This is a genomic window from Streptomyces sp. NPDC101178 (assembly GCF_044767965.1).
GTDB lineage: Bacteria > Actinomycetota > Actinomycetes > Streptomycetales > Streptomycetaceae > Streptomyces.
This window is the reverse complement of record NZ_JBIWOZ010000007.1, coordinates 64,696-84,077: the sequence shown is the minus strand read 5'-3', so window position 1 is coordinate 84,077 and position 19,382 is coordinate 64,696. Positions and strand designations below refer to the sequence as shown.

General features: G+C 72.0%; 18 protein-coding genes and 1 pseudogene. 14 read left to right on the top strand and 5 right to left on the bottom strand.

Going from position 1 to position 19,382, the window contains the following annotated elements; all coding sequences use genetic code 11:
* Nucleotides 1-277 precede the first annotated feature (277 nt).
* Together allB and alc are read left to right on the top strand one after the other, a co-directional pair.
* Complete coding sequence (gene allB, locus ACIRR8_RS20830; protein ID WP_404066772.1) at nt 278-1,621, top strand: allantoinase AllB; 1,344 nt, start codon at nt 278-280, stop codon at nt 1,619-1,621.
* A 63-nt stretch (nt 1,622-1,684) separates the two neighbouring features.
* Entirely contained in the window at nt 1,685-2,806 is a 1,122-nt protein-coding gene (alc, locus tag ACIRR8_RS20825; RefSeq protein ID WP_404066769.1) for an allantoicase, read from the top strand.
* Nucleotides 2,807-2,876: 70 nt separating this feature from the next.
* Here the strand turns inward: alc and ACIRR8_RS20820 are convergent, their stop codons facing one another.
* From ACIRR8_RS20820 to ACIRR8_RS20810, 3 genes are all read right to left on the bottom strand, one after another.
* Nucleotides 2,877-3,707 carry an aldo/keto reductase gene (locus tag ACIRR8_RS20820; protein WP_404066767.1) on the bottom strand — a complete coding sequence of 277 codons (831 nt, stop codon included), beginning with the start codon at nt 3,705-3,707 and terminating at the stop codon, nt 2,877-2,879.
* A 134-nt stretch (nt 3,708-3,841) separates the two neighbouring features.
* Entirely contained in the window at nt 3,842-4,609 is a 768-nt protein-coding gene (locus ACIRR8_RS20815) for an SDR family NAD(P)-dependent oxidoreductase (RefSeq protein WP_404066764.1), read from the bottom strand.
* A 315-nt stretch (nt 4,610-4,924) separates the two neighbouring features.
* The gene (locus tag ACIRR8_RS20810) at nt 4,925-5,566 is read right to left on the bottom strand and encodes a TetR/AcrR family transcriptional regulator (protein WP_404066762.1); all 642 of its coding nucleotides are present in this window, start codon (nt 5,564-5,566) and stop codon (nt 4,925-4,927) included.
* Nucleotides 5,567-5,834: 268 nt separating this feature from the next.
* On the opposite strand from ACIRR8_RS20810, the gene ACIRR8_RS20805 reads away from it, so the two are divergent.
* Complete coding sequence (locus tag ACIRR8_RS20805) at nt 5,835-6,761, top strand: DMT family transporter (RefSeq protein ID WP_404066759.1); 927 nt, start codon at nt 5,835-5,837, stop codon at nt 6,759-6,761.
* Between the two features lie 9 nt (nt 6,762-6,770).
* Here ACIRR8_RS20805 and ACIRR8_RS20800 read toward each other — a convergent pair whose 3' ends face one another.
* The gene (locus ACIRR8_RS20800) at nt 6,771-6,977 is read right to left on the bottom strand and encodes a hypothetical protein (protein WP_404066757.1); all 207 of its coding nucleotides are present in this window, start codon (nt 6,975-6,977) and stop codon (nt 6,771-6,773) included.
* Nucleotides 6,978-7,122: 145 nt separating this feature from the next.
* On the opposite strand from ACIRR8_RS20800, the gene ACIRR8_RS20795 reads away from it, so the two are divergent.
* The 4 genes from ACIRR8_RS20795 (at nt 7,123) to ACIRR8_RS20780 (ending at nt 11,676) form a co-directional block, all read left to right on the top strand.
* Nucleotides 7,123-8,343 (top strand): sensor histidine kinase, encoded by a 1,221-nt coding sequence (locus ACIRR8_RS20795; RefSeq protein WP_404066755.1) that lies wholly within the window; start codon nt 7,123-7,125, stop codon nt 8,341-8,343.
* 46 nt (nt 8,344-8,389) lie between these two features.
* Nucleotides 8,390-9,115, top strand: coding sequence for a response regulator (locus ACIRR8_RS20790; protein WP_404066752.1), 726 nt, complete (start codon nt 8,390-8,392; stop codon nt 9,113-9,115).
* Nucleotides 9,116-9,243: 128 nt separating this feature from the next.
* Complete coding sequence (locus tag ACIRR8_RS20785) at nt 9,244-10,419, top strand: cytochrome P450 (RefSeq protein ID WP_404066749.1); 1,176 nt, start codon at nt 9,244-9,246, stop codon at nt 10,417-10,419.
* Between the two features lie 42 nt (nt 10,420-10,461).
* Nucleotides 10,462-11,676, top strand: coding sequence for a cytochrome P450 (locus ACIRR8_RS20780; protein WP_404066747.1), 1,215 nt, complete (start codon nt 10,462-10,464; stop codon nt 11,674-11,676).
* 31 nt (nt 11,677-11,707) lie between these two features.
* On the opposite strand, the gene ACIRR8_RS20775 is transcribed toward ACIRR8_RS20780, so the two are convergent.
* Nucleotides 11,708-12,721, bottom strand: coding sequence for a Gfo/Idh/MocA family oxidoreductase (locus tag ACIRR8_RS20775; protein WP_404066744.1), 1,014 nt, complete (start codon nt 12,719-12,721; stop codon nt 11,708-11,710).
* A 98-nt stretch (nt 12,722-12,819) separates the two neighbouring features.
* On the opposite strand from ACIRR8_RS20775, the gene ACIRR8_RS20770 reads away from it, so the two are divergent.
* The 7 genes and pseudogenes from ACIRR8_RS20770 to ACIRR8_RS20740 all read left to right on the top strand — a co-directional run.
* Complete coding sequence (locus ACIRR8_RS20770; protein WP_404066741.1) at nt 12,820-13,581, top strand: GntR family transcriptional regulator; 762 nt, start codon at nt 12,820-12,822, stop codon at nt 13,579-13,581.
* Between the two features lie 396 nt (nt 13,582-13,977).
* Nucleotides 13,978-14,952: a sugar ABC transporter substrate-binding protein gene (locus ACIRR8_RS20765; RefSeq protein ID WP_404067565.1), complete on the top strand. Its 975-nt coding sequence runs from the start codon at nt 13,978-13,980 to the stop codon at nt 14,950-14,952.
* On the top strand, nt 14,949-15,995 hold the full coding sequence (locus tag ACIRR8_RS20760) for an ABC transporter permease (protein WP_404066738.1): 1,047 nt from the start codon (nt 14,949-14,951) through the stop codon (nt 15,993-15,995). The genes ACIRR8_RS20765 and ACIRR8_RS20760 overlap by 4 nt, the downstream gene beginning before the upstream one ends.
* Nucleotides 15,992-16,837: an ATP-binding cassette domain-containing protein gene (locus ACIRR8_RS20755; RefSeq protein ID WP_404066736.1), complete on the top strand. Its 846-nt coding sequence runs from the start codon at nt 15,992-15,994 to the stop codon at nt 16,835-16,837. Before ACIRR8_RS20760 ends, ACIRR8_RS20755 begins: the two co-directional genes overlap by 4 nt.
* Before the next feature lie 133 nt (nt 16,838-16,970).
* Nucleotides 16,971-18,137, top strand: coding sequence for an ROK family glucokinase (locus ACIRR8_RS20750; protein WP_404066733.1), 1,167 nt, complete (start codon nt 16,971-16,973; stop codon nt 18,135-18,137).
* Between the two features lie 133 nt (nt 18,138-18,270).
* The gene (locus tag ACIRR8_RS20745; protein ID WP_404066730.1) at nt 18,271-18,867 is read left to right on the top strand and encodes a hypothetical protein; all 597 of its coding nucleotides are present in this window, start codon (nt 18,271-18,273) and stop codon (nt 18,865-18,867) included.
* A 171-nt stretch (nt 18,868-19,038) separates the two neighbouring features.
* Nucleotides 19,039-19,125 (top strand): annotated as a pseudogene (locus tag ACIRR8_RS20740) (NAD-dependent epimerase/dehydratase family protein); the annotation flags it as partial.
* Between the last annotated feature and the right edge of the window lie 257 nt (nt 19,126-19,382).

Genomic DNA, 19,382 nt, shown 5'->3' with positions numbered 1-19,382 from the left:
GTGTGGGCGGTCGGCGCGGCGGCTCGGTGCCGCCTCTCCTGGCCCATGCTACGTTCCGCACCCCGAAATATAACTTTTACTTTGTGGAAACCTCCAGTCAGGCGACGGGAGTGGCCCGCCGGGCCCCCTCGGTGGAAAGTGGGTCTTGACGAGGGTGGTTCCCGAGTGAAGACTCCTTCAGAAGTTTCAACAGTTCGTTGAATTCCTCGAGTGAGTCCTCTGGAGTGATTCCTGGAGCGAGCTCTCCGGGGCGATTCCTGGAGTGAAGGAGGCACGGGTGTCCGGTCCGGACGTGAACCTGGTACTGCGCTCGACGCGCGTCGTCACCCCCGAGGGCACCCGCCCGGCGACGGTCGCCGTCGCGGGCGGCACCATCGACGCGGTCCTGCCGTACGACACCGAGGTGCCCGCGGGCGCCCGCCTGGAGGACTTCGGCGACGACGTCCTGCTGCCCGGCCTCGTCGACACCCACGTCCATGTGAACGACCCGGGCCGCACCGAGTGGGAGGGCTTCTGGACCGCCACCCGCGCCGCGGCGGCCGGCGGCATCACCACGCTCCTGGACATGCCGCTCAACTCCCTCCCGCCGACCACCACCGTCGAGAACCTGCGGATCAAGCAGCGGGTGGCGGCCCCCAAGGCACACGTCGACACGGGCTTCTGGGGCGGTGCGCTCCCCTCCAACGTGAAGGACCTGCGCCCGCTGTACGAGGCCGGGGTCTTCGGCTTCAAGTGCTTCCTCTCGCCCTCCGGGGTGGAGGAGTTCCCCGAGCTGGACCAGGAGCAGCTGGCCCGTTCCCTGGCGGAGATCGCCGGATTCGGCGGCCTGCTCATCGTCCACGCCGAGGACCCGCACCACCTGGCCGACGCCCCGCAGCGCCCCGGCCCGGCCTACGCCGACTTCCTCGCCTCCCGCCCGCGCGACGCCGAGAACACCGCGATCGAAGGGCTCATCGCCCACGCCAAGCGGCTGAACGCCCGGGTCCACGTACTGCACCTCTCCTCCAGCGACGCCCTGCCGCTGATCGCCGCCGCGAAGCGCGAGGGCGTCCGTGTCACGGTCGAGTCCTGTCCGCACTTCCTCACCCTCACCGCCGAGGAAGTCCCGGACGGCGCGACCGAGTTCAAGTGCTGCCCGCCGATCCGCGAGGCCGCCAACCAGGACGCCCTGTGGGCCGGTCTCGCCGACGGCACGATCGACTGCATCGTCTCCGACCACTCGCCGTGCACCACCGACCTCAAGACCCCGGACTTCGCCTCCGCCTGGGGCGGCATCTCCTCCCTCCAGCTCGGCCTGCCCGCCATCTGGACCGAGGCCCGCAGGCGCGGCCACTCGCTCGACGACGTGGTCCGCTGGATGTCCGCCGCCCCTGCCGAGCTGGCCGGGCTGAGCCGTAAGGGCGCGATCGAGGCCGGCCGTGACGCCGACTTCGCGGTCCTCGCCCCCGAGGCGACCTTCACCGTCGACCCGGCCGAGCTCTTCCACCGCAACCAGGTCACCGCGTACGCCGGGAAGACCCTGCACGGCGTGGTCCGCTCCAGCTGGCTGCGCGGCGTCCGGATCGCCGCCGACGGGGTCCTCGCCGAGCCGACCGGCCGCCTCCTGGAGCGCGAGCACTGACCGTGTCCGCGAGCAGTGCTCTCGTACGTGACCACCGACCGTGCCCTGAAAGGACCCCCGACCATGACGGACGCCGCGATACCCCGCTTCACCGGTGATGCCAGCCCGTACGCGGGCGGCGACCCGTACGCCGACCACCGCACGGCCGACTTTCCCTTCACCCACCTCGTCGACCTGGCCGACCGGCGCCTCGGCGCCGGGGTCATCGCCGCCAACGACGAGTTCTTCGCCGAGCGCGAGAACCTGCTGAAGCCCGGACCCGCCGTCTTCGACCCCGAGCACTTCGGCCACAAGGGCAAGATCATGGACGGCTGGGAGACCCGCCGCCGACGCGGAGTCAGCGCCGCTGAGCCACACCCCACCCCCGACGACCACGACTGGGCCCTCGTCCGGCTCGGCGCGCCCGGCGTCATCCGGGGCATCGTCCTGGACACCGCCCACTTCCGTGGCAACTACCCGCAGGCCGTCTCCGTCGAGGCGGCGTCCCTGCCCGGCTCCCCGTCTCCGGACGACCTCCTCGCCCCGGACGTGAAGTGGACGACCCTCGTCCCGCGCACCCCGGTCGGCGGCCACGCGGCCAACGGCTTCGCCGTCGACGCCGAGCAGCGCTTCACGCACCTGCGGATCAACCAGCACCCGGACGGCGGGATCGCCCGGCTGCGCGTGTACGGAGAGGTCGCCCCGGACCCGGCGTGGCTCACCGCGCTCGGTACGTTCGACCTCGCCGCGCTGGAGAACGGCGGCCAGGTCGAGGACGCCTCCGACCGCTTCTACTCCCCGGCCACCAACACCATCCAGCCCGGCCGCTCGCGCAAGATGGACGACGGCTGGGAGACCCGCCGCCGGCGCGACCGGGGCAACGACTGGATCCGCTACCGCCTGGCCGCGCAGTCCGAGATCCGGGCCGTCGAGATCGACACCGCCTACCTCAAGGGCAACTCGGCGGGGTGGGCGAGCCTTTCCGTACGCGACGGCGAGGACGGCGACTGGTCGGAGGTCCTGCCCCGGACCCGGCTCCAGCCCGACACCAACCACCGCTTCGTCCTGGACGGCCCGGTGCGCGCCACCCACGTCACGATCGACATCTTCCCGGACGGTGGGATCTCGCGGCTGAGGCTGTACGGATCCCTCACCGAGGAGGGCGCCACAGGGCTGGCCGCGCGCCACCGCGAGCTGGGCGGCTGACCGTACGCGAACAGGCCGGCGCCACCGCGATCGCAGGGGGATCGCGGTGGCGCGCTGGTCTGCGGCTGCCTCAGAACTCCTCGTGCGTGTCCGGGTCCCCGCCGAACCGCCGCTGCCGCCCCGACGCGATCGTGGTCAGCTCCTGCGCGGTGAGTTCGAACCCGAACAGGTTCAGGTTCTCCCGCTGCCGCCCCGGATCCGCCGACTTCGGGATCGGCACCGCGCCGACCTGCGTGTGCCACCGCAGCACCACCTGACCCGGCGTCACCTTGTGGTCCTCGGCGATCGCCACCGTCGACGGGTCCTCCAGCACCTCGCGGCCCCGGGCCAGCGGGCTCCAGGCCTCCGTGACGATGCCCTTCGCCGCGTGCACGGCGCGCAACTCCTCCTGCGGGAGCAGAGGATGCATCTCGATCTGGTTGACCGACGGCAGCACGCCCGTCTCGCGCTCCAGCCGCTCCAGATGGGCGGCGGTGAAGTTGGAGACGCCGATGGAGCGGACGAGACCGTCCTCGCGGAGCCTGATCATCGCCCTCCACGTCTCGACGTACTTGTCGACATGGGGAAGCGGCCAGTGGATCAGATACAGGTCGACGTACTCGACGCCCAGCCGGACCCGCGACTCCTCGAACGAGGCCAGCGTCTGCTCGTACCCCTGATGCCTCCCCGGCACCTTCGTGGTCAGGCGGATCTCCTCGCGCGGGACGCCGCTGCGGGCGATGCCCCGTCCGGTGCCGCTCTCGTTGCCGTAGTTCAGGGCCGTGTCGACGAGGCGGTACCCGAGCGCCAGCGCCCCGGCGACGGCCTCCTCCGCCTCTGTGTCGTCCAGCGGATAGGTGCCGAGGCCCACCGCCGGCAGGGTGGTGGAGTCGTTGAGCGTGTGAACGGGTACGTCGCCCATGGTCCGCGCAGTCCTTCCGGTAGCCCCCCGGATAACCCCTCGTCACGTTCTGCCCCGTCCCGGCCAGCGTAGGCGCGCGGCCGGGACGGGGCAGCTCGGCGGAACTGCGCCCTCCGGAAGCCGAGGCCGGGTGCTCAGGCCGCGTGACCTCCGTCCACGACCACCTCGGTACCGGTGATGAAGCCCGCGTCCGCGCTCGCCAGGTACGCCACCAGGGACGCCACCTCCTCCGCCGTGCCGAACCGGCCCAGCGCCGTCGCCGCCCGCTGGCCCTCGGCGAACGGGCCGCCGGCCGGGTTGAGGTCGGTGTCCACCGGCCCGGGCTGGACCAGGTTCACCGTGATGCCGCGCGGCCCCAGCTCCCGGGCCAGCGGCTTGGTCAGCCCCACGAGGGACGACTTGCTCATCCCGTACAGCGTCGATCCGGGCCCGCCCGCGTACCGGCTCAGCGCGGTGCCGACCGAGATGACGCGCCCCCCGTCGGCCAGCCGGTCCACCGCCGCCCGGCAGGCGAGGAAGACCGCCCGCACGTTCACCGCGAGGACCCGCTCGACCTCGGCGTCGGGCAGCTCCGCTATCGGCCCGAGGACCCCGATCCCCGCGTTGTTGACCAGCACGTCGAGCCGCCCGAACGCGTCCGCCGCCCGGTGCACGGCCTCGCCGGCGGCCAAGGCGTCGGCCGCATCGCACCGCAGGGCGACTGCACGCCGCCCCACCTCCTCGATCTTCGCGACGACCGTACGGGCCGCTTCCTCGTCCCGTACGTAGGTGATGGCGACGTCCGCCCCCGCCTCGGCGAGCCGCAGGGCGACGGCCGCGCCGATACCGCGGCTTCCTCCGGTGACCAGGGCGGTCCGGGGCGCGGAGGCGGTGATGGTGGAGGTGGTGCCGGAGCTGGACATGGTGGGTTCCTTGCCTTCGGGGAGCGCCGCCGATCCGGCGACAGCAACCAGCAAAGTCCCTTGGAGGCCCGGAGACCGGCGGGAATCGGACGGGGTGTGACCACGGCCCGTCACGGCCGCCGCCGTCCCGTCGGAGCAATGCGCTGAGGTCGATGCGCACCGCCCGGCCCGACGGCGCCCCTATGTGCATCCCCCAGGACGACCTTTTTGACCGGATCGCCTTCAGGTCTGGCACGCGTTGTCCGGCCCGCAGCCGCTCCCGGGTCCTCGTCCGCGCCCGAGCCCGGCCGAACGCGCGCTCCGACCTCGGCGAGATCACAGCACCGGCAGCCGTCCGCTCCCCGTAGCCGCCGCCCGCAGCCGTCCCAGGATCGCCCGTGCCGCCTTCTCGTAGCCGAGGCGGTTGTTCTGCAGCACCGACTCCGCGTTGGCCAGCTCCAGGAAGGCGATCACCTCGAAGGCCAGCTGCCGTACGTCGGTGTCCCCGGCCAGCTCGCCCGCCGCCCGGGCCTGCTCGATCGTCTCCTCCACGAAGGTGACCCAGCCGGTCTGCGCGGCGGCCAGCGCGTCGTGCACCTTGCCGCCGCGGGCGTCGAACTCGGCGGTGGCCGCGTAGAAGAAGCAGCCGCCCCGGAAGACCCGGTCCCGGGAGTACGCGATCCACGCCTCGCACATCCGCCAGACCCGGCCGATCCCCGGCGGGACCGAGCGGGCCGGACGCAGCACATGGTCGACGTAGACGGCGACCGCCGCGCGCACGGTGGCGAGCTGCAGCTCCTCCTTCGACCCGAAGAGCGCGAACACCCCGCTCTTGCTCAGCTTCAGCTCGGTCGCCAGCCGCCCCAGCGAGAGGCCTTCCAGCCCCTCCACCGAGGCGATCTGCACCGCGCGCCCCAGGATCAGCTGCCGCGTCTGGTTGCCCCGCTCGACCCGCCCGTCCAGCCGTACTGCCGCCATGTGACCACTCCGTACCTCAGAGTTACGAGGCGTCATTCTAGGGACGGCCACGGGCGCCGCCGGACCACCGGCCGCCCGGCCCGCCTCCCCGTCCCCCGGCGCGCCGCGCCTCTGACCACGGGCGATACCGGTCCAGGGACCGGGCCGGATCCGGTCCGTGAGACAGGTGTTCCTTTCCGCCGCGCCCGGCGCGTAGCGTGATCGTTCCGCGTGTGAGCCGGTGATGTCTCCACCATCCGTTCCGCTGTGGAGAACCAAGGAGCACCAGGTGACCGCCGCCGTCGCGCCCGCGCCCGTCCTCGTACCGACCCGCAGGGCCTGGCTCACCGACCTGCCCGTGCTGGCGGTCGCCGTCGTCTGGGGCGCCAGCTACCTCGCGGCCAAGGGCATCACCACCACCCACACCGTCGTCGCCGTCCTCGTCCTGCGCTTCGCGATCGTGCTGCCGGTGCTGGTGGTCACCGGCTGGCGCAAGCTGCGGGCGCTGACCGGCGCGCAGTGGCGGGGAGCCGGGGTGCTGGGGCTGATCCTGAGCGGGATCTTCCTGCTGGAGACGTACGGCGTGGTCCATACCTCGGCCACCAACGCCGGTCTGATCATCAGCCTCACCATGATCTTCACGCCACTCGCCGAAGCCGCCGTGACCCGCGTCCGGCCCCCGGCCTCCTTCGTCGCGGCCGCCGGACTCTCCGTCGCCGGAGTGGTCCTGCTGACCCAGGGCGGCGGTTTCACCAGCCCCTCGGCCGGCGACCTGCTGATGCTGCTCGCCGCCCTCGCCCGTACGGTCCACGTCCTGGCCATGGCCCGGATCAAGGCCGTACGGGCGGCGGACTCGCTCTCGCTGACCACCGTTCAGCTCGGCGGCGCGGTCGCCGTCTTCGCCGTCCTCGCGGTCCTCCCGGGAACCGGTGCCTCGCCGTGGAGCGTGGCGGTCGGCTTCGGCCCCCGGGAGTGGGCGGGGCTGATCTTCCTCTCCGTGTTCTGCACGCTCTTCGCGTTCTTCGTGCAGATGTGGTCCGTACGCCGCACCTCGCCGTCCCGGGTCAGCCTGCTGCTCGGTACGGAACCGCTCTGGGCGGCCGCCGTCGGCATCAGCCTCGGCGGCGAACGGCTCGGCGTGCTGGGGGTGGCCGGGGCCGTCCTCGTGCTGGCGGGCACGGCGTGGGGGCGCCGGAGCGTGCAGGGGGCGGGCTGAGGAGCCGGCCTACTTCCTCCGCACCGCGTCCGGCGCGATCATGACCGCGAAGCCCGTCACGATCAGCACGATGCTGACGAACAGCGCGCGGTCACCGAAGTAGTCGATGTGCTGGGCCAGCGTCCACAGCCGCAGCCACCCCGTCCACTCGTGGACCAGCCCTCCGATGCCCTGCAGCATGATGATGAGCCCGGCCGCCTCGATGAATTTCTTCATGCACCGAGCTTCCTGGCCGGCCCGTTCCCGCCGCGTCGGCCACAGGGCCCGACCGCCGTGCCGAAAGTAGCGGGTTCCGCGACTTTGGTCGCTCCCTCGCCGCCCCGGGCCCGTTCCGGGCGCCCGGCTGCGTAACTTTGTCGATATGACGCGCACCGAGTACCCCTGGCTGCTCCCCTCGGCGATGGCCGACGCCGAGCTGCCCGGCGACCGGGCCCGGGCGCGGCGGACCGTACGCGACTGGGTCGTCGACATCACGGCGTTCCTCATCGCGGCGGGCATCGCCCTCATCGCCCTCGCCGGGATCGAGAACGAAGGGTCGACCCCGGACGCCGTGCTCGTCGTCGACTCGGTGATCGGCGCCGCCGCCTGCTGCGCCCTCTGGGTCCGGCGCCGCTGGCCCGTCGGGCTCGCCGCCGCCCTGACCGTCCTGTCCATCGTGGAGCCCGTCGCGGGCGGCGCGATGATGGTCGCCCTGTTCAGCCTGGCCGTCCACCGCCCGTTCAAGCCGGTGGCGATCGTCGGCGCGGGCGCGCTGGCCGTGGCGCCCCTCCAGCCCTGGCTGCGCCCCGACCCGGAGACCGGCTACCTCACCTCGGTCATCTTCGGGGTCCTGCTGACCCTGCTGGTACTCAGCTGGGGGATGGTCGTACGGTCCCGGCGCCGGCTCGTCCTCACGCTCCGCGAACGGGCCCGCCGCGCCGAGGCCGAGTCGGAACTCCGCGCCGAACAGGCCCAGCGGCTGGCCCGGGAGGCCATCGCCCGCGAGATGCACGACGTCCTCGCCCACCGCCTCACCCTGCTCAGCGTCCATGCCGGGGCCCTCGAATTCCGGCCCGACGCCCCCACCGCCGAGATCGCCCGGGCCGCCGGCGTCATCCGGGACAGCGCCCACGAGGCGTTGCAGGATCTACGGGAGATCATCGGCGTGCTGCGCGGCCCCGGCGACACCGGCGACGGCGAGCGGCCCCAGCCCACCCTCACCACCCTGGACGCGCTGATCGACGAGTCCCGCCAGGCGGGCATGAAGGTCACCCTCGACCGGCGCGTCGCCGCCCCGCAGGACGCGCCCGCCGCCACCGGCCGCACGGTGTACCGCATCGCCCAGGAGTGCCTGACCAACGCCCGTAAACACGCACCCGGCACCGAGGTCACCGTCACCGTGACCGGCGGCCCCGGCGACGGGCTCACCGTCGAGGTGGCGAACCCGGCCCCCACCGAACCCTTCGAACGGGTGCCCGGCTCCGGCCAGGGCCTCATCGGTCTCACCGAACGCGCCACGCTCGCCGGCGGCAGCCTGGAGCACGGCCCCACGCCGGGCGGCGGCTTCGCGGTCCGCGCCCGGCTGCCGTGGCCGGCCGCGTGAGGCGGGCGCGGCGGCCGGGGGAGAACGACTGGTTACGGTGGCTGTCATGAACACCCCGGCGCCTCCTCCGGCCTCCGCACCCGTTCGGCTGCTCATCGTCGACGACGACCCGCTCGTACGGGCCGGGCTCACACTGATGCTCGGCGGGGCCGAGGGCATCGACATCGTCGGCGAGGGCGCGGACGGCGGCGAGGTCGCCGGCCTGGTCGAACGGCTGCGCCCCGACGTCGTCCTGATGGACATCCGGATGCCCGGTATGGACGGGCTCACCGCGACCGAGCAGCTGCGCCGCCGCCCCGACGCGCCCGAAGTCGTCGTCCTCACCACCTTCCACGCCGACGAACAGGTCCTGCGGGCCATCCGCGCCGGAGCCGCGGGATTCGTCCTGAAAGACACCCCGCCCGCCCAGATCGTGGACTCCGTCCGCCGGGTCGCCGCCGGGGACCCGGTGCTCTCGCCCGCCGTCACCCGCCAGCTCATGACCCGGGCCGCGGGCGGCGCGCCGGACGACCGCACCAGCCGGACCGAGCGGGCGCGCACGCGGTTCGCGGAGCTGGCGGAGCGGGAGAGGGAGGTCGCGGTGGCCGTCGGACGGGGTCACTCCAACGCGGAGATCGCGGGCCACCTCTACCTCAGCGTCGCCACCGTCAAGACCCAGGTCTCGCGCATTCTCGCCAAACTGGACCTGAACAACCGCGTCCAGATCGCCCTGTTGGTCCACGATGCCGGGCTGCTCGACGCGGACGGCGAGCAGGACCGCGGCCTACGCTGACCGGACCGGACCGGCCTACGCTGAGCCGGCCGGACCGGCCTACGCTGCGTGGACGGACCGGCCTACGCTGGGTGGGTCCGACCGGCCCACGACGAGTGGTCCGGACCGGAACGAGGGGGCTGACGGCAATGGCTGTGCTCGATCTGCGGGACCTGCCGGATTTCACGGCGAACCCCTATCCGTACTACGCGAAGCTGCGCGCCGAGGGGCCGGTGCACCCGGTGCGCACCGAGCAGATGGAGCGGATCTGGCTGATCGTCGGATACGAGGAGGCCCGCTCGGCCCTCGCCGACCAGCGGTTCGGCAAGGACTGGCGCACCACCGGGCGCTGGGCCGCCCAGGTCAACCCCATCAGCTCCAACATGCTGGAACTGGACGCCCCGCACCACACCCGGCTGCGCAGGCTCGTCGCCCGTGAGTTCACCCCCCGCCGTATCGAGGCGCTGCGACCCCGGGTCACCGAGATCACCACGGAACTGCTGGACGCGATGGTCCCGGCCGGCTCCGCCGACCTCGTCGACGCGCTCGCCTTCCCGCTGCCGATGACCGTCATCTGCGAACTGCTCGGCGTCCCCGACATCGACCGGGACGCCTTCCGTGCGCTCTCCAGCGCCGTCGTCACGCCGACCGCCGCCCAGCGGGAGGCGGGCGACCCGGTCGGCGCGATGAGCTCCTACCTCGTCCAACTCATCGAGGACAAAAGGAGTTCGCCCGGCGACGACCTGATGAGCGCGCTGATCAGGACCCGCGACGAGGGCGGCGACGGGCTGTCGGCCGAGGAACTGGTCGGCATGGCCTTCGTGTTGCTCGTCGCCGGTCACGAGACCACCGTCAACCTGATCTCCAACGGCGTACGGGCCCTGCTCGACCACCCGGGCCAACTCGCCCTGCTACGTGCCGATCCCGGGCTGCTGGACGGCGCGGTGGAGGAGATGCTGCGGTACGACGGTCCGGTGGAGACCGCCACCTTCCGCTTCACCCGGGAGGAGATCGCGGTCGGCTCCACCGTGATCCCGCACGACGAACCGGTGCTCGTCGCCCTCGCCTCGGGCGGCCGGGATCCGGAGAAGTTCACGGACCCGGACACCTTCGACATCCGCCGCGCATCCCAGGGCCACCTGGCCTTCGGTCACGGAGCGCACTTCTGCCTCGGCGCCCCGCTCGCCCGGATGGAGGCCCGCATCGCGATCGGGGCGCTGCTGGAGCGCTGCCCGGACCTGGCCCGCGATCCGGCGGGCGGTGAGCCGGAGTGGCTGCCCGGGCTGCTGATGCGCGGGGTGCGGCGGCTGCCGGTGCGCTGGTAGGACCTCCGCTCGCCTCCGCAACTCCTAGAGAAGGGGAACCTGTTGACCGCCGAAGCAATCACGGAGGCCGAGGGCCTGGTCGATCTGGCCGCACTCGGCGACGACTTCACCCGCGACCCGTATCCGGTCTACGCCGCGTTACGGGCCAAGGGCCCGGTCCACCGGGTCCGCATTCCCGAGGGCACCCACGCCTGGCTCGTCGTGGGGTACGAGGCCGGGCGGACGCTCCTCGCCGACCAGCGGCTCTCCAAGCAGTGGGCCAAGGCCTCACCGGCGCTGGGCGTCACCAAGGTCTCCGCGGGCACGTCGATGCTCAGCAGCGACATCCCCGACCACACCCGGCTGCGCAAGCTGGTGACCCGGGAGTTCACTCCACGCCGGATGGAACAACTCGCCCCGCGTATCCAGGAGATGACCGACGAGCTGCTCGACCGGATGCTCGCGGCGCCCGACCGGCGGGCCGACCTCGTCGAATCGCTCTCCTACCCGCTGCCGATGAACGTCATCTGCGAGCTGCTCGGCGTGCCGTTCCTGGACCGGGCGGCCTTCCGCGAGTGGTCGAACCAGGCGGTCTCCTCGGTCGACGCCTCCAAACGCGACTCCTCCACCAAGGCGATGGCCGCCTATCTGGCCCGGCTCCTCCAGGACAAGCGGACGCAGCCGGGCGATGACCTGATGAGCGCGCTGATCCACACCGCCGACGAGGACGGCGACCGGCTCTCCGCCGACGAACTGATGGGCATGGCCTGGCTGTTGCTCGTCGCCGGCCATGAGACCACGGTCAATCTCATCACCAACGGTGTACACAACCTCCTCGCACACCCGGAGCAACTGGCGCTTCTCCGCGCGGACTTCGGCCTGATCGACAACGCGGTGGAGGAGATCCTGCGCTTCGAGGGACCCGTGGAGACACCGACGTACCGCTTCACGACCGAACCGATCGACATCGGCGGCACGGTGATCCCCGGTGGCGGTGAACTGGTGCTCGTCGCGATGTCGGACGCCAACCGCGACCCGGCCCGCTATCCCGACGCCTCCCGCTTCGACATCACCCGGGACGCCCGGGGCCATATCGCCTTCGGGCACGGCATCCACTACTGCCTGGGCGCGCCGCTGGCCCGGATCGAGACCCGGGTCGCCATCCGGTCGCTGCTGGAGCGCTGCCCGGAGCTACGGCTGGCCGCCGACCCGGCCACGCTGGACTGGCGCACCGGCCTCCTGATGCGGGGTCCGCTGAGCCTGCCGGTGGCCTGGTAGCCGACCGGCGTACGGGAGAACACCCCGGGCCTCAGCCGCCCGGGATCTCCGTCATCGCCACCGGGCGGCGTTCGCGGCGGGAGATCTCGCAGGCCTCGGCGATCCGCAGCGCGTGCAGGGCCTCGCGTCCGTCGCACGGGTTGGCCAGCTCGTCCCGGGCGACCCGGAGGAAGGCGTCCAGCTCCGCCTCGTACGCGGGGGCGAACCGCTCCAGGAACCCGGGCCACGGCTTCGGCGGAGCGCCGGGGCCCTCCGGCTCGGCCGAGGTCAGCGGCGTACGGTCGTCCAGGCCGACGGCGAGCTGGTCCAGCTCACCGGCGAGCTCCATACGGACGTCGTAGCCGGCGCCGTTGCAGCGGGTCGCGGTGGCGGTGGCGAGGGTGCCGTCGTCCAGGGTGAGCAGCGCGGCGGCGGTGTCCACGTCGCCCGCCTCCCGGAACATCACCGGCCCGGCGTCCGACCCGGTGGCGTACACCTCGCGTACCTCGCGGCCCGTCACCCACCGCAGGATGTCGAAGTCGTGGACCAGGCAGTCCCGGTAGAGCCCGCCGGAGAGCGGGAGGTAGTCGGCGGGCGGGGGAGCGGGGTCGGAGGTGACGGCCCGTACGGTGTGCAGCCGGCCGAGCCTGCCGTCCCGCACCGCGGCCCTCGCCTCCGCGTACCCGGCGTCGAAGCGGCGCATGAACCCCAGCTGGAGGATGCTGCCCGCCGCCTCCACCTCCGCGAGGGCGCCGAGCGTGCCCGGCAGGTCCAAGGCGATCGGCTTCTCGCAGAACGTGGGCAGCCCGGCCCGGGCGGCGCGAGCGATGAGCGGGGCGTGGGCGGCGGTCGCGGAGCAGATCACCAGTGCGTCGGGGAGGCCGTGGCCCTCGCCGGTGAACATCGCGTCCACCGGGACGGCCGCGGCTCCGGTCCGGGTGGCGGCCACGGCGGCGCGCTCCGGGTCCGTGTCCGCCACCAGCAGGGATTCCACGGCGGGATGACGGCTCAGAGCCTCCGCGTGGAAGGTGCCGATACGTCCCGTTCCGATGAGTCCGATGCGCATGGCCCCAAGGTGACGGCGGTCCGGTCATCATGTCAAGCATTTGTCCGGACAAACGCTGGACCATGGCTTTGTCCGGACAATCGAACTAGGCTCGGCCCGTGACCGCACAAGGAGCCGATCAGCCGCAGCCGCTGCCGCTGAGTGTGGACCGCACCAGTCCGGTGCCGCTCTACTTCCAGCTGGCACAGCAACTGGAAGCCGCCGTCGAACAGGGCCGGCTGGCTCCCGGCACCCTGCTCGGCAACGAGATCGAGCTGGCCCACCGCCTCGGCCTCTCCCGCCCCACCGTCCGCCAGGCCATCCAGTCGCTCGTCGACAAAGGGCTGATGGTCCGCCGCCGGGGCGTCGGCACGCAGGTCGTGCACAGCCAGGTCCGCCGCCCGCTGGAGCTCACCTCGCTCTACGACGACCTGGAGGCGGCCGGCCAGCGGCCCGCCACCAAGGTCCTGCGCACCATCACGGAACCGGCCACCGCCGAGGTCGCCGCCGCGCTGGGTGTCGCCGAGGGTACGGAGGTCCACCTCGTCGAGCGGCTGCGGTACGCCCACGACGAGCCGATGGCCCTCCTCCGCAACCACCTGCCCCCGGACCTGCTCCAGCTCCGGGCCTCGGAGCTGGAGTCCACCGGCCTCTACCGCCTGATGCGGGCGTCGGGCATCACTCTGCACAGCGCCCGCCAATCGGTCGGCGCGCGGGCCGCCACGGCGGGGGAGGCCCGGGCCCTGGACGAGGAGCCGGGTGCGCCGCTGCTGACGATGGAGCGCACGACGTACGACGACACGGGGCGTGCGGTGGAGTTCGCGTCCCACGTCTACCGAGCCTCGCGCTACACGTTCGACTTCCAGCTCCTGGCCCGCTGAACCCAGCCCGTCGGGACGCCCACTCCAGCCCGTCCGCCGCCCGTGTGGGGACGCCCACTCCAGCCCGTCCGGCGTTTGAGGACGGAACCCTTGCGTCGGTGCGCCCGCAGGCAGAGGATTCCTGGGGCACGGGTCCCCCGGAAGGCGACCGATCCCTCATCGACGGTTCCGTCCTCAAACGCCGGACGGGCTGGGAACGGCGCCCGCACAGGCTGGAAGGGGCGCCACACGGGCTGGAAAGTGCCCCCCGGGCGGGAGCGGGCAGGCCTCGGGGATACTGGGCAGCCGGCCCGGGGCCGTACGCCCCCGGCCCGCTCAAGCGCACAGCGAGCAGCAGCGGAAGAAAAAGAAGAAGGGCACCGCGTCGTGGCAAGGGTTCGGACAGGGGTACGCGCGCTGGGCGCCGTCCTGGCAGTGGTGCTGGCAGCCGCAGGATGCAGCAGCACCGGCGGCAAGCGGGCGGAAGAGCGCGCGGCCGAGGCCGCCGAGGGCCGGGCCGCGGTGAACACGCCCCGCTGGACCTTCGCCATGGTCACCCACTCGGGCGACGGCGACACCTTCTGGGACATCGTCCAGAAGGGCGCCGAGCAGGCGGCCGTCAAGGACAACATCAACTTCCTCTACTCGCACAACGACGAGGCCAACCAGCAGGCCCAGCTCGTCCAGACCGCGATCGACAAGAAGGTCGACGGGCTGATCGTCTCGCTGGCCAAGCCGGACGCCATGAAGTCCGTGATCGCCAAGGCCGTCAAGGCGGGCATCCCGGTCGTCACGGTGAACTCCGGCTCCGCCGAGTCCAAGGAGTTCGGCGCCCTGACCCACATCGGCCAGGACGAGTCCATCGCCGGCGAGGCCGTCGGCGACGAGCTGAACGAGCGGGGCCGCAAGAAGGCCCTCTGCGTCCTGCACGAGCAGGGCAACGTGGGGCACGAGCAGCGCTGCGCAGGCGCGAAGAAGACCTTCGACGGCACGATGCAGAACCTGTACGTCGACGGCACCAACATGCCCGACGTCACCGCGTCCATCGAGGCCAAGCTCCAGTCCGACAAGAGCATCGACGCGGTCGTCACCCTCGGCGCCCCCTTCGCCGACGCCGCCGTCCAGGCCAAGCAGACGGCGGGCAGCAAGGCCGAGATCGACACCTTCGACCTCAACGCCAAGGTCGCCACCGGCCTCCAGACCGACAAGCTCGGCTTCGCCGTCGACCAGCAGCCCTACCTCCAGGGGTACGAGGCCGTGGACCTGCTCTGGCTCTACCGCTCCAACCGCAACGTCCTCGGCGGCGGCCTGCCCGTCCTGACCGGCCCGCAGATCATCACCAAGGACGACGCCGACGCCCTGGCCGACTTCACCAAGCGCGGCACCCGATGAGCGGCTCCACCGCCACGCCGGAACACGTGGACGAGCGCCTCGTCCGCACCTCGCCGCTGCGCAAGCTCCTCGGCCGCCCCGAGCTCGGCTCGGTCGTCGGCGCGGCAGCCGTCTTCCTCTTCTTCGCGATCGTCGCCGACAGCTTCCTCCAGGCCTCCAGCTTCGGAACGGTCCTGTACGCGGCCTCGGTCCTCGGCATCATGGCCGCCCCGGTCGCGCTGCTGATGATCGGCGGCGAGTTCGACCTCTCCGCCGGGGTCCTGGTGACCAGCTCCGCGCTGATCTCCTCGATGTTCAGCTACCAGATGACGGCCAACGTCTGGGTCGGCGTCTTCGTGTCGCTGCTGGTCACGCTCGCCATCGGCGCGTTCAACGGCTTCATGCTGACCCGCACCAAACTGCCGAGCTTCATCATCACGCTCGGCACGTTCCTGATGCTCACCGGCCTGAACCTCGGCTTCACCAAGCTGATCAGCGGCACGGTCTCCACCAAGGCCATCGGCGACATGGAGGGCTTCGAGTCCGCCCGCGCCCTGTTCGCCTCGACGCTGACCCTCGGCAGCATCGAGTTCAAGGTGACCATCCTCTGGTGGATCGGGCTCGTCGCGCTCGCCACCTGGGTCCTCCTCCGTACCCGCTTCGGCAACTGGATCTTCGCCGTCGGCGGCGAGGCCGACGCCGCCCGCGCGGTCGGCGTACCCGTCATCCGTACGAAGATCGGGCTCTACCTGGGCGTCGCGTTCGCCGCCTGGATCTCCGGACAGCACCTGCTCTTCAGTTACGACGTCGTCCAGTCCGGCGAGGGCGTCGGCAACGAGCTGACGTACATCATCGCGGCCGTCATCGGCGGCTGCCTGATCACCGGCGGCTACGGCTCCGCGATCGGCTCGGCGGTCGGCGCCTTCATCTTCGGCATGACCAGCAAGGGCATCGTGTACGCCGAGTGGAACCCGGACTGGTTCAAATTCTTCCTGGGAGCGATGCTGCTCCTGGCCACCCTGCTCAACGCGTGGGTGCGCAAGCGCGCGGAGGCGACGTCATGACGGCCACCACCGAGAAGCCGGTCGGCCCCCTCGTCGAACTGGACGACGTATCGAAGTTCTACGGCAACATCAAAGCCCTGGAACACGTCTCGCTGGAGGTCCACGCGGGCGAGATCACCTGCGTCCTCGGCGACAACGGCGCCGGCAAGTCCACCCTCATCAAGATCATCGCGGGACTGCACCGGCACGACGCCGGACGCTTCCTGATCGACGGCGAGGAGACCACCCTCGCCAACCCGCGCGACGCCCTGGACCGGGGCATCGCCACCGTCTACCAGGACCTCGCCGTCGTCCCGCTGATGCCGGTCTGGCGGAACTTCTTCCTCGGCTCCGAGCCCACCACCGGCGTCGGCCCCTTCAAGCGCCTCGACGTGAGGAAGATGCGCGAGACGACCCGTACGGAACTGCTGCGCATGGGCATCGACCTGCGCGACGTCGACCAGCCCATCGGCACGCTCTCCGGCGGTGAGCGCCAGTGCGTGGCGATCGCCCGCGCCGTCTACTTCGGCGCCAAGGTCCTCGTCCTGGACGAGCCGACCGCCGCGCTCGGCGTCAAGCAGTCCGGGGTGGTCCTCAAGTACGTCGCCGCCGCCCGCGACGCGGGCCTCGGCGTGGTCCTCATCACGCACAACCCGCACCACGCCCACCTCGTCGGCGACCGGTTCATCCTGCTCAAGCGCGGCGCCATGTCCGGCAGCCACACCAAGGACGACGTCACGCTCGACGAGCTGACCCGGCAGATGGCGGGCGGCAGCGAGCTGGAGGAGCTCAGCCACGAGCTGGAACGCACCCCGGCCCCCACTCTTCCCGGCACCTCCGCCGCCACCGAAGAAGGATCCTGACCGGCGACCCGCCCCGGCGCGGCCGACCCCGGCCGACCGCTCCGGGGACCGGGCAGTGGCAGAATCGGGCGCGGCGGGCGCCGTCCGCCGCCGACCGTGACAGCGGCCCGGCCCCCTTGACCCCGCAGGGACGATGAGCACGTACCGCGACTTCGCCGACCGCGGCTCCGCCCGCGCCACCGTCCTCAAGACCGTCGGCACCAAGGAACGCCGCTCGCACCTCACCGCGCCGCGCGTTCCCACGGTCGGGATCGACATCGGCGGTACGAAGGTGATGGCCGGCGTCGTCGACGCCGACGGCAACATCCTGGAACAGCTGCGCACCGAGACCCCGGACAAGTCCAAGAGCCCGAAGGTCGTCGAGGACACGATCGTCGAGCTGGTCCTGGATCTCTCCGACCGGCACGACGTGCACGCGGTGGGCATCGGCGCGGCGGGCTGGGTGGACGCCGACCGCTCCAAGGTCCTCTTCGCCCCGCACCTCGCCTGGCGCGACGAGCCCCTGCGCGACGCCATCGCCTCCCGCCTCGTCGTCCCGGTCATGGTCGACAACGACGCCAACACCGCCGCCTGGGCGGAGTGGCGCTTCGGCGCGGGCCGCGGCGAGGACCACCTCGTCATGATCACGCTCGGTACGGGGATCGGCGGGGCGATCCTGGAGGACGGCCAGGTCAAGCGCGGCAAGTACGGCGTGGCCGGTGAGTTCGGCCACATGCAGGTCGTGCCGTCGGGCCACCGCTGCCCCTGCGGCAACCGGGGCTGCTGGGAGCAGTACAGCTCCGGAAACGCGCTGGTCCGCGAAGCCAAGGAGCTGGCCGCCGCCGACTCGCCGGTCGCGCACTTCCTGCTGGACCGCGTCAAGGGCAACATCCCCGACATCACCGGCCCGCTCATCACCGAACTGGCCCGTGAGGGCGATGCGATGTGCATCGAGCTCCTCCAGGACATCGGCCAGTGGCTCGGCATCGGCATCGCCAACCTGGCCGCCGCGCTCGACCCCTCCTGCTTCGTCATCGGAGGCGGTGTCAGCGCCGCCGACGACCTCCTGATCAACCCGGCCCGGGACGCCTTCAAGCGTCACCTCACCGGCCGCGGCTACCGCCCCGAGGCGAGGATCGCCAAGGCCCAGCTCGGCCCCGAGGCCGGTATGGTCGGCGCCGCGGACCTCGCCCGGCTGGTCGCCCGCCGCTTCCGCCGGGCCAATCGGCGCCGCGTCGAGCGGTACGAGCGGTACGCGCAGATCTACGACCAGGCGGCGAGCACCATCCGCAACACGCGCTCGACCCGCACGGTCGACTGAACCGCAGGGGCCCGAGCGGCGTCTCAGCTCGGAACCCGATTCCGTACCCGCCCCGTACCGAACTCCTTGTTCCGACCCCGACCGGCCTCCACGCCTCCGTACCCCGCTCCGCAGCACGAGGGACCACCTGATCATGATCGCAGCCGACCACCCCGTGGTGCCGCCCCAGTCCGAGTCACCGGGCGACGGCGAGGGCAAGCCGCCCGAGAGCCCCCGGCGGGTCTTCAGGCGCCGGTTCATCACCGCCACGATCATCGTGCTGCTCATCGGCATCCCGGCGGGCTACCTCCTCGTCTCCGCCGGCCAGAGCCGCCGCTCGGGCATGGACAAGGAGGCCGAGGCGGCCGCCGTGGGCCTCCGCGAGGGCTGGCCCTCCAAGATGCAGCGCCGGATCTTCGAGATTCCGATCCCCGGCAACGGGGTCGGGGTCCAGTACTACGAGACGAACAACTGGAAAGCCAGCCGGATGTACGCGAAGTTCCGTACGACCTCCGCCGGCCTGGACCGCTTCCTGAGCGGCGTCGGCACCGGCCGCGCGGCCCTGGAGCCCGGGAAGGTCGACATCAGCCCCCGGGACATCAAGATCACCGGCTGGTACTTCAGCTCGAACGAGAACTGGGCGAGCGTCACCCACACCAACAAGAAGCCGCGCCCCACCCAGACCATCACGGTCAACATGACCGACCCGGCCAGCCCTGTCGTCTACGTCGTATCGGCGGCGACCCCCTGACCGGAACGGGCTTCCGCCGCCTACCCGGTGATCCGACGCTCGACCCGGATCCGGCCGTGCCTCAGGTCCTGGGCACGCTGGGGGGCGAGCGTCATCCGCACGCGGAGCCGACGGTTTCCGCGCGCGGAACCGAGGGTTTCCGCGCGCGGAGCTGAGGGGGCGTGGGGCGCAGTGGCGATCTTGGTGACCGGTGCGACCGGGAGTGTGGGGCGGCATGTGGTCGAGGAGCTGCTCAAGGCGGGTGAGGACGCACGGGCGGCCTTCCCCGGTGACCCCCTGCCCGGGAGCGGACGGGCGGGCTCACTACCCTGGAGCGAGTGAGTGAGTTGAGCGAGACGACCCCGCAGCCCGCCCGGCCCCCGCGAACGGCCGATCCCGAGCCCCCGCAGGGCGAGGTGATCCGGCCTCTGCCCCCGGCTCCCGGGCCCGTGCCCGGGCAGCCGTACACCCAGGCCCCGGTGCCCGCGGCCGGTCACCCGCCCCGGTCGGCCACCCCGCCCTCGCAGCCGGCCGAC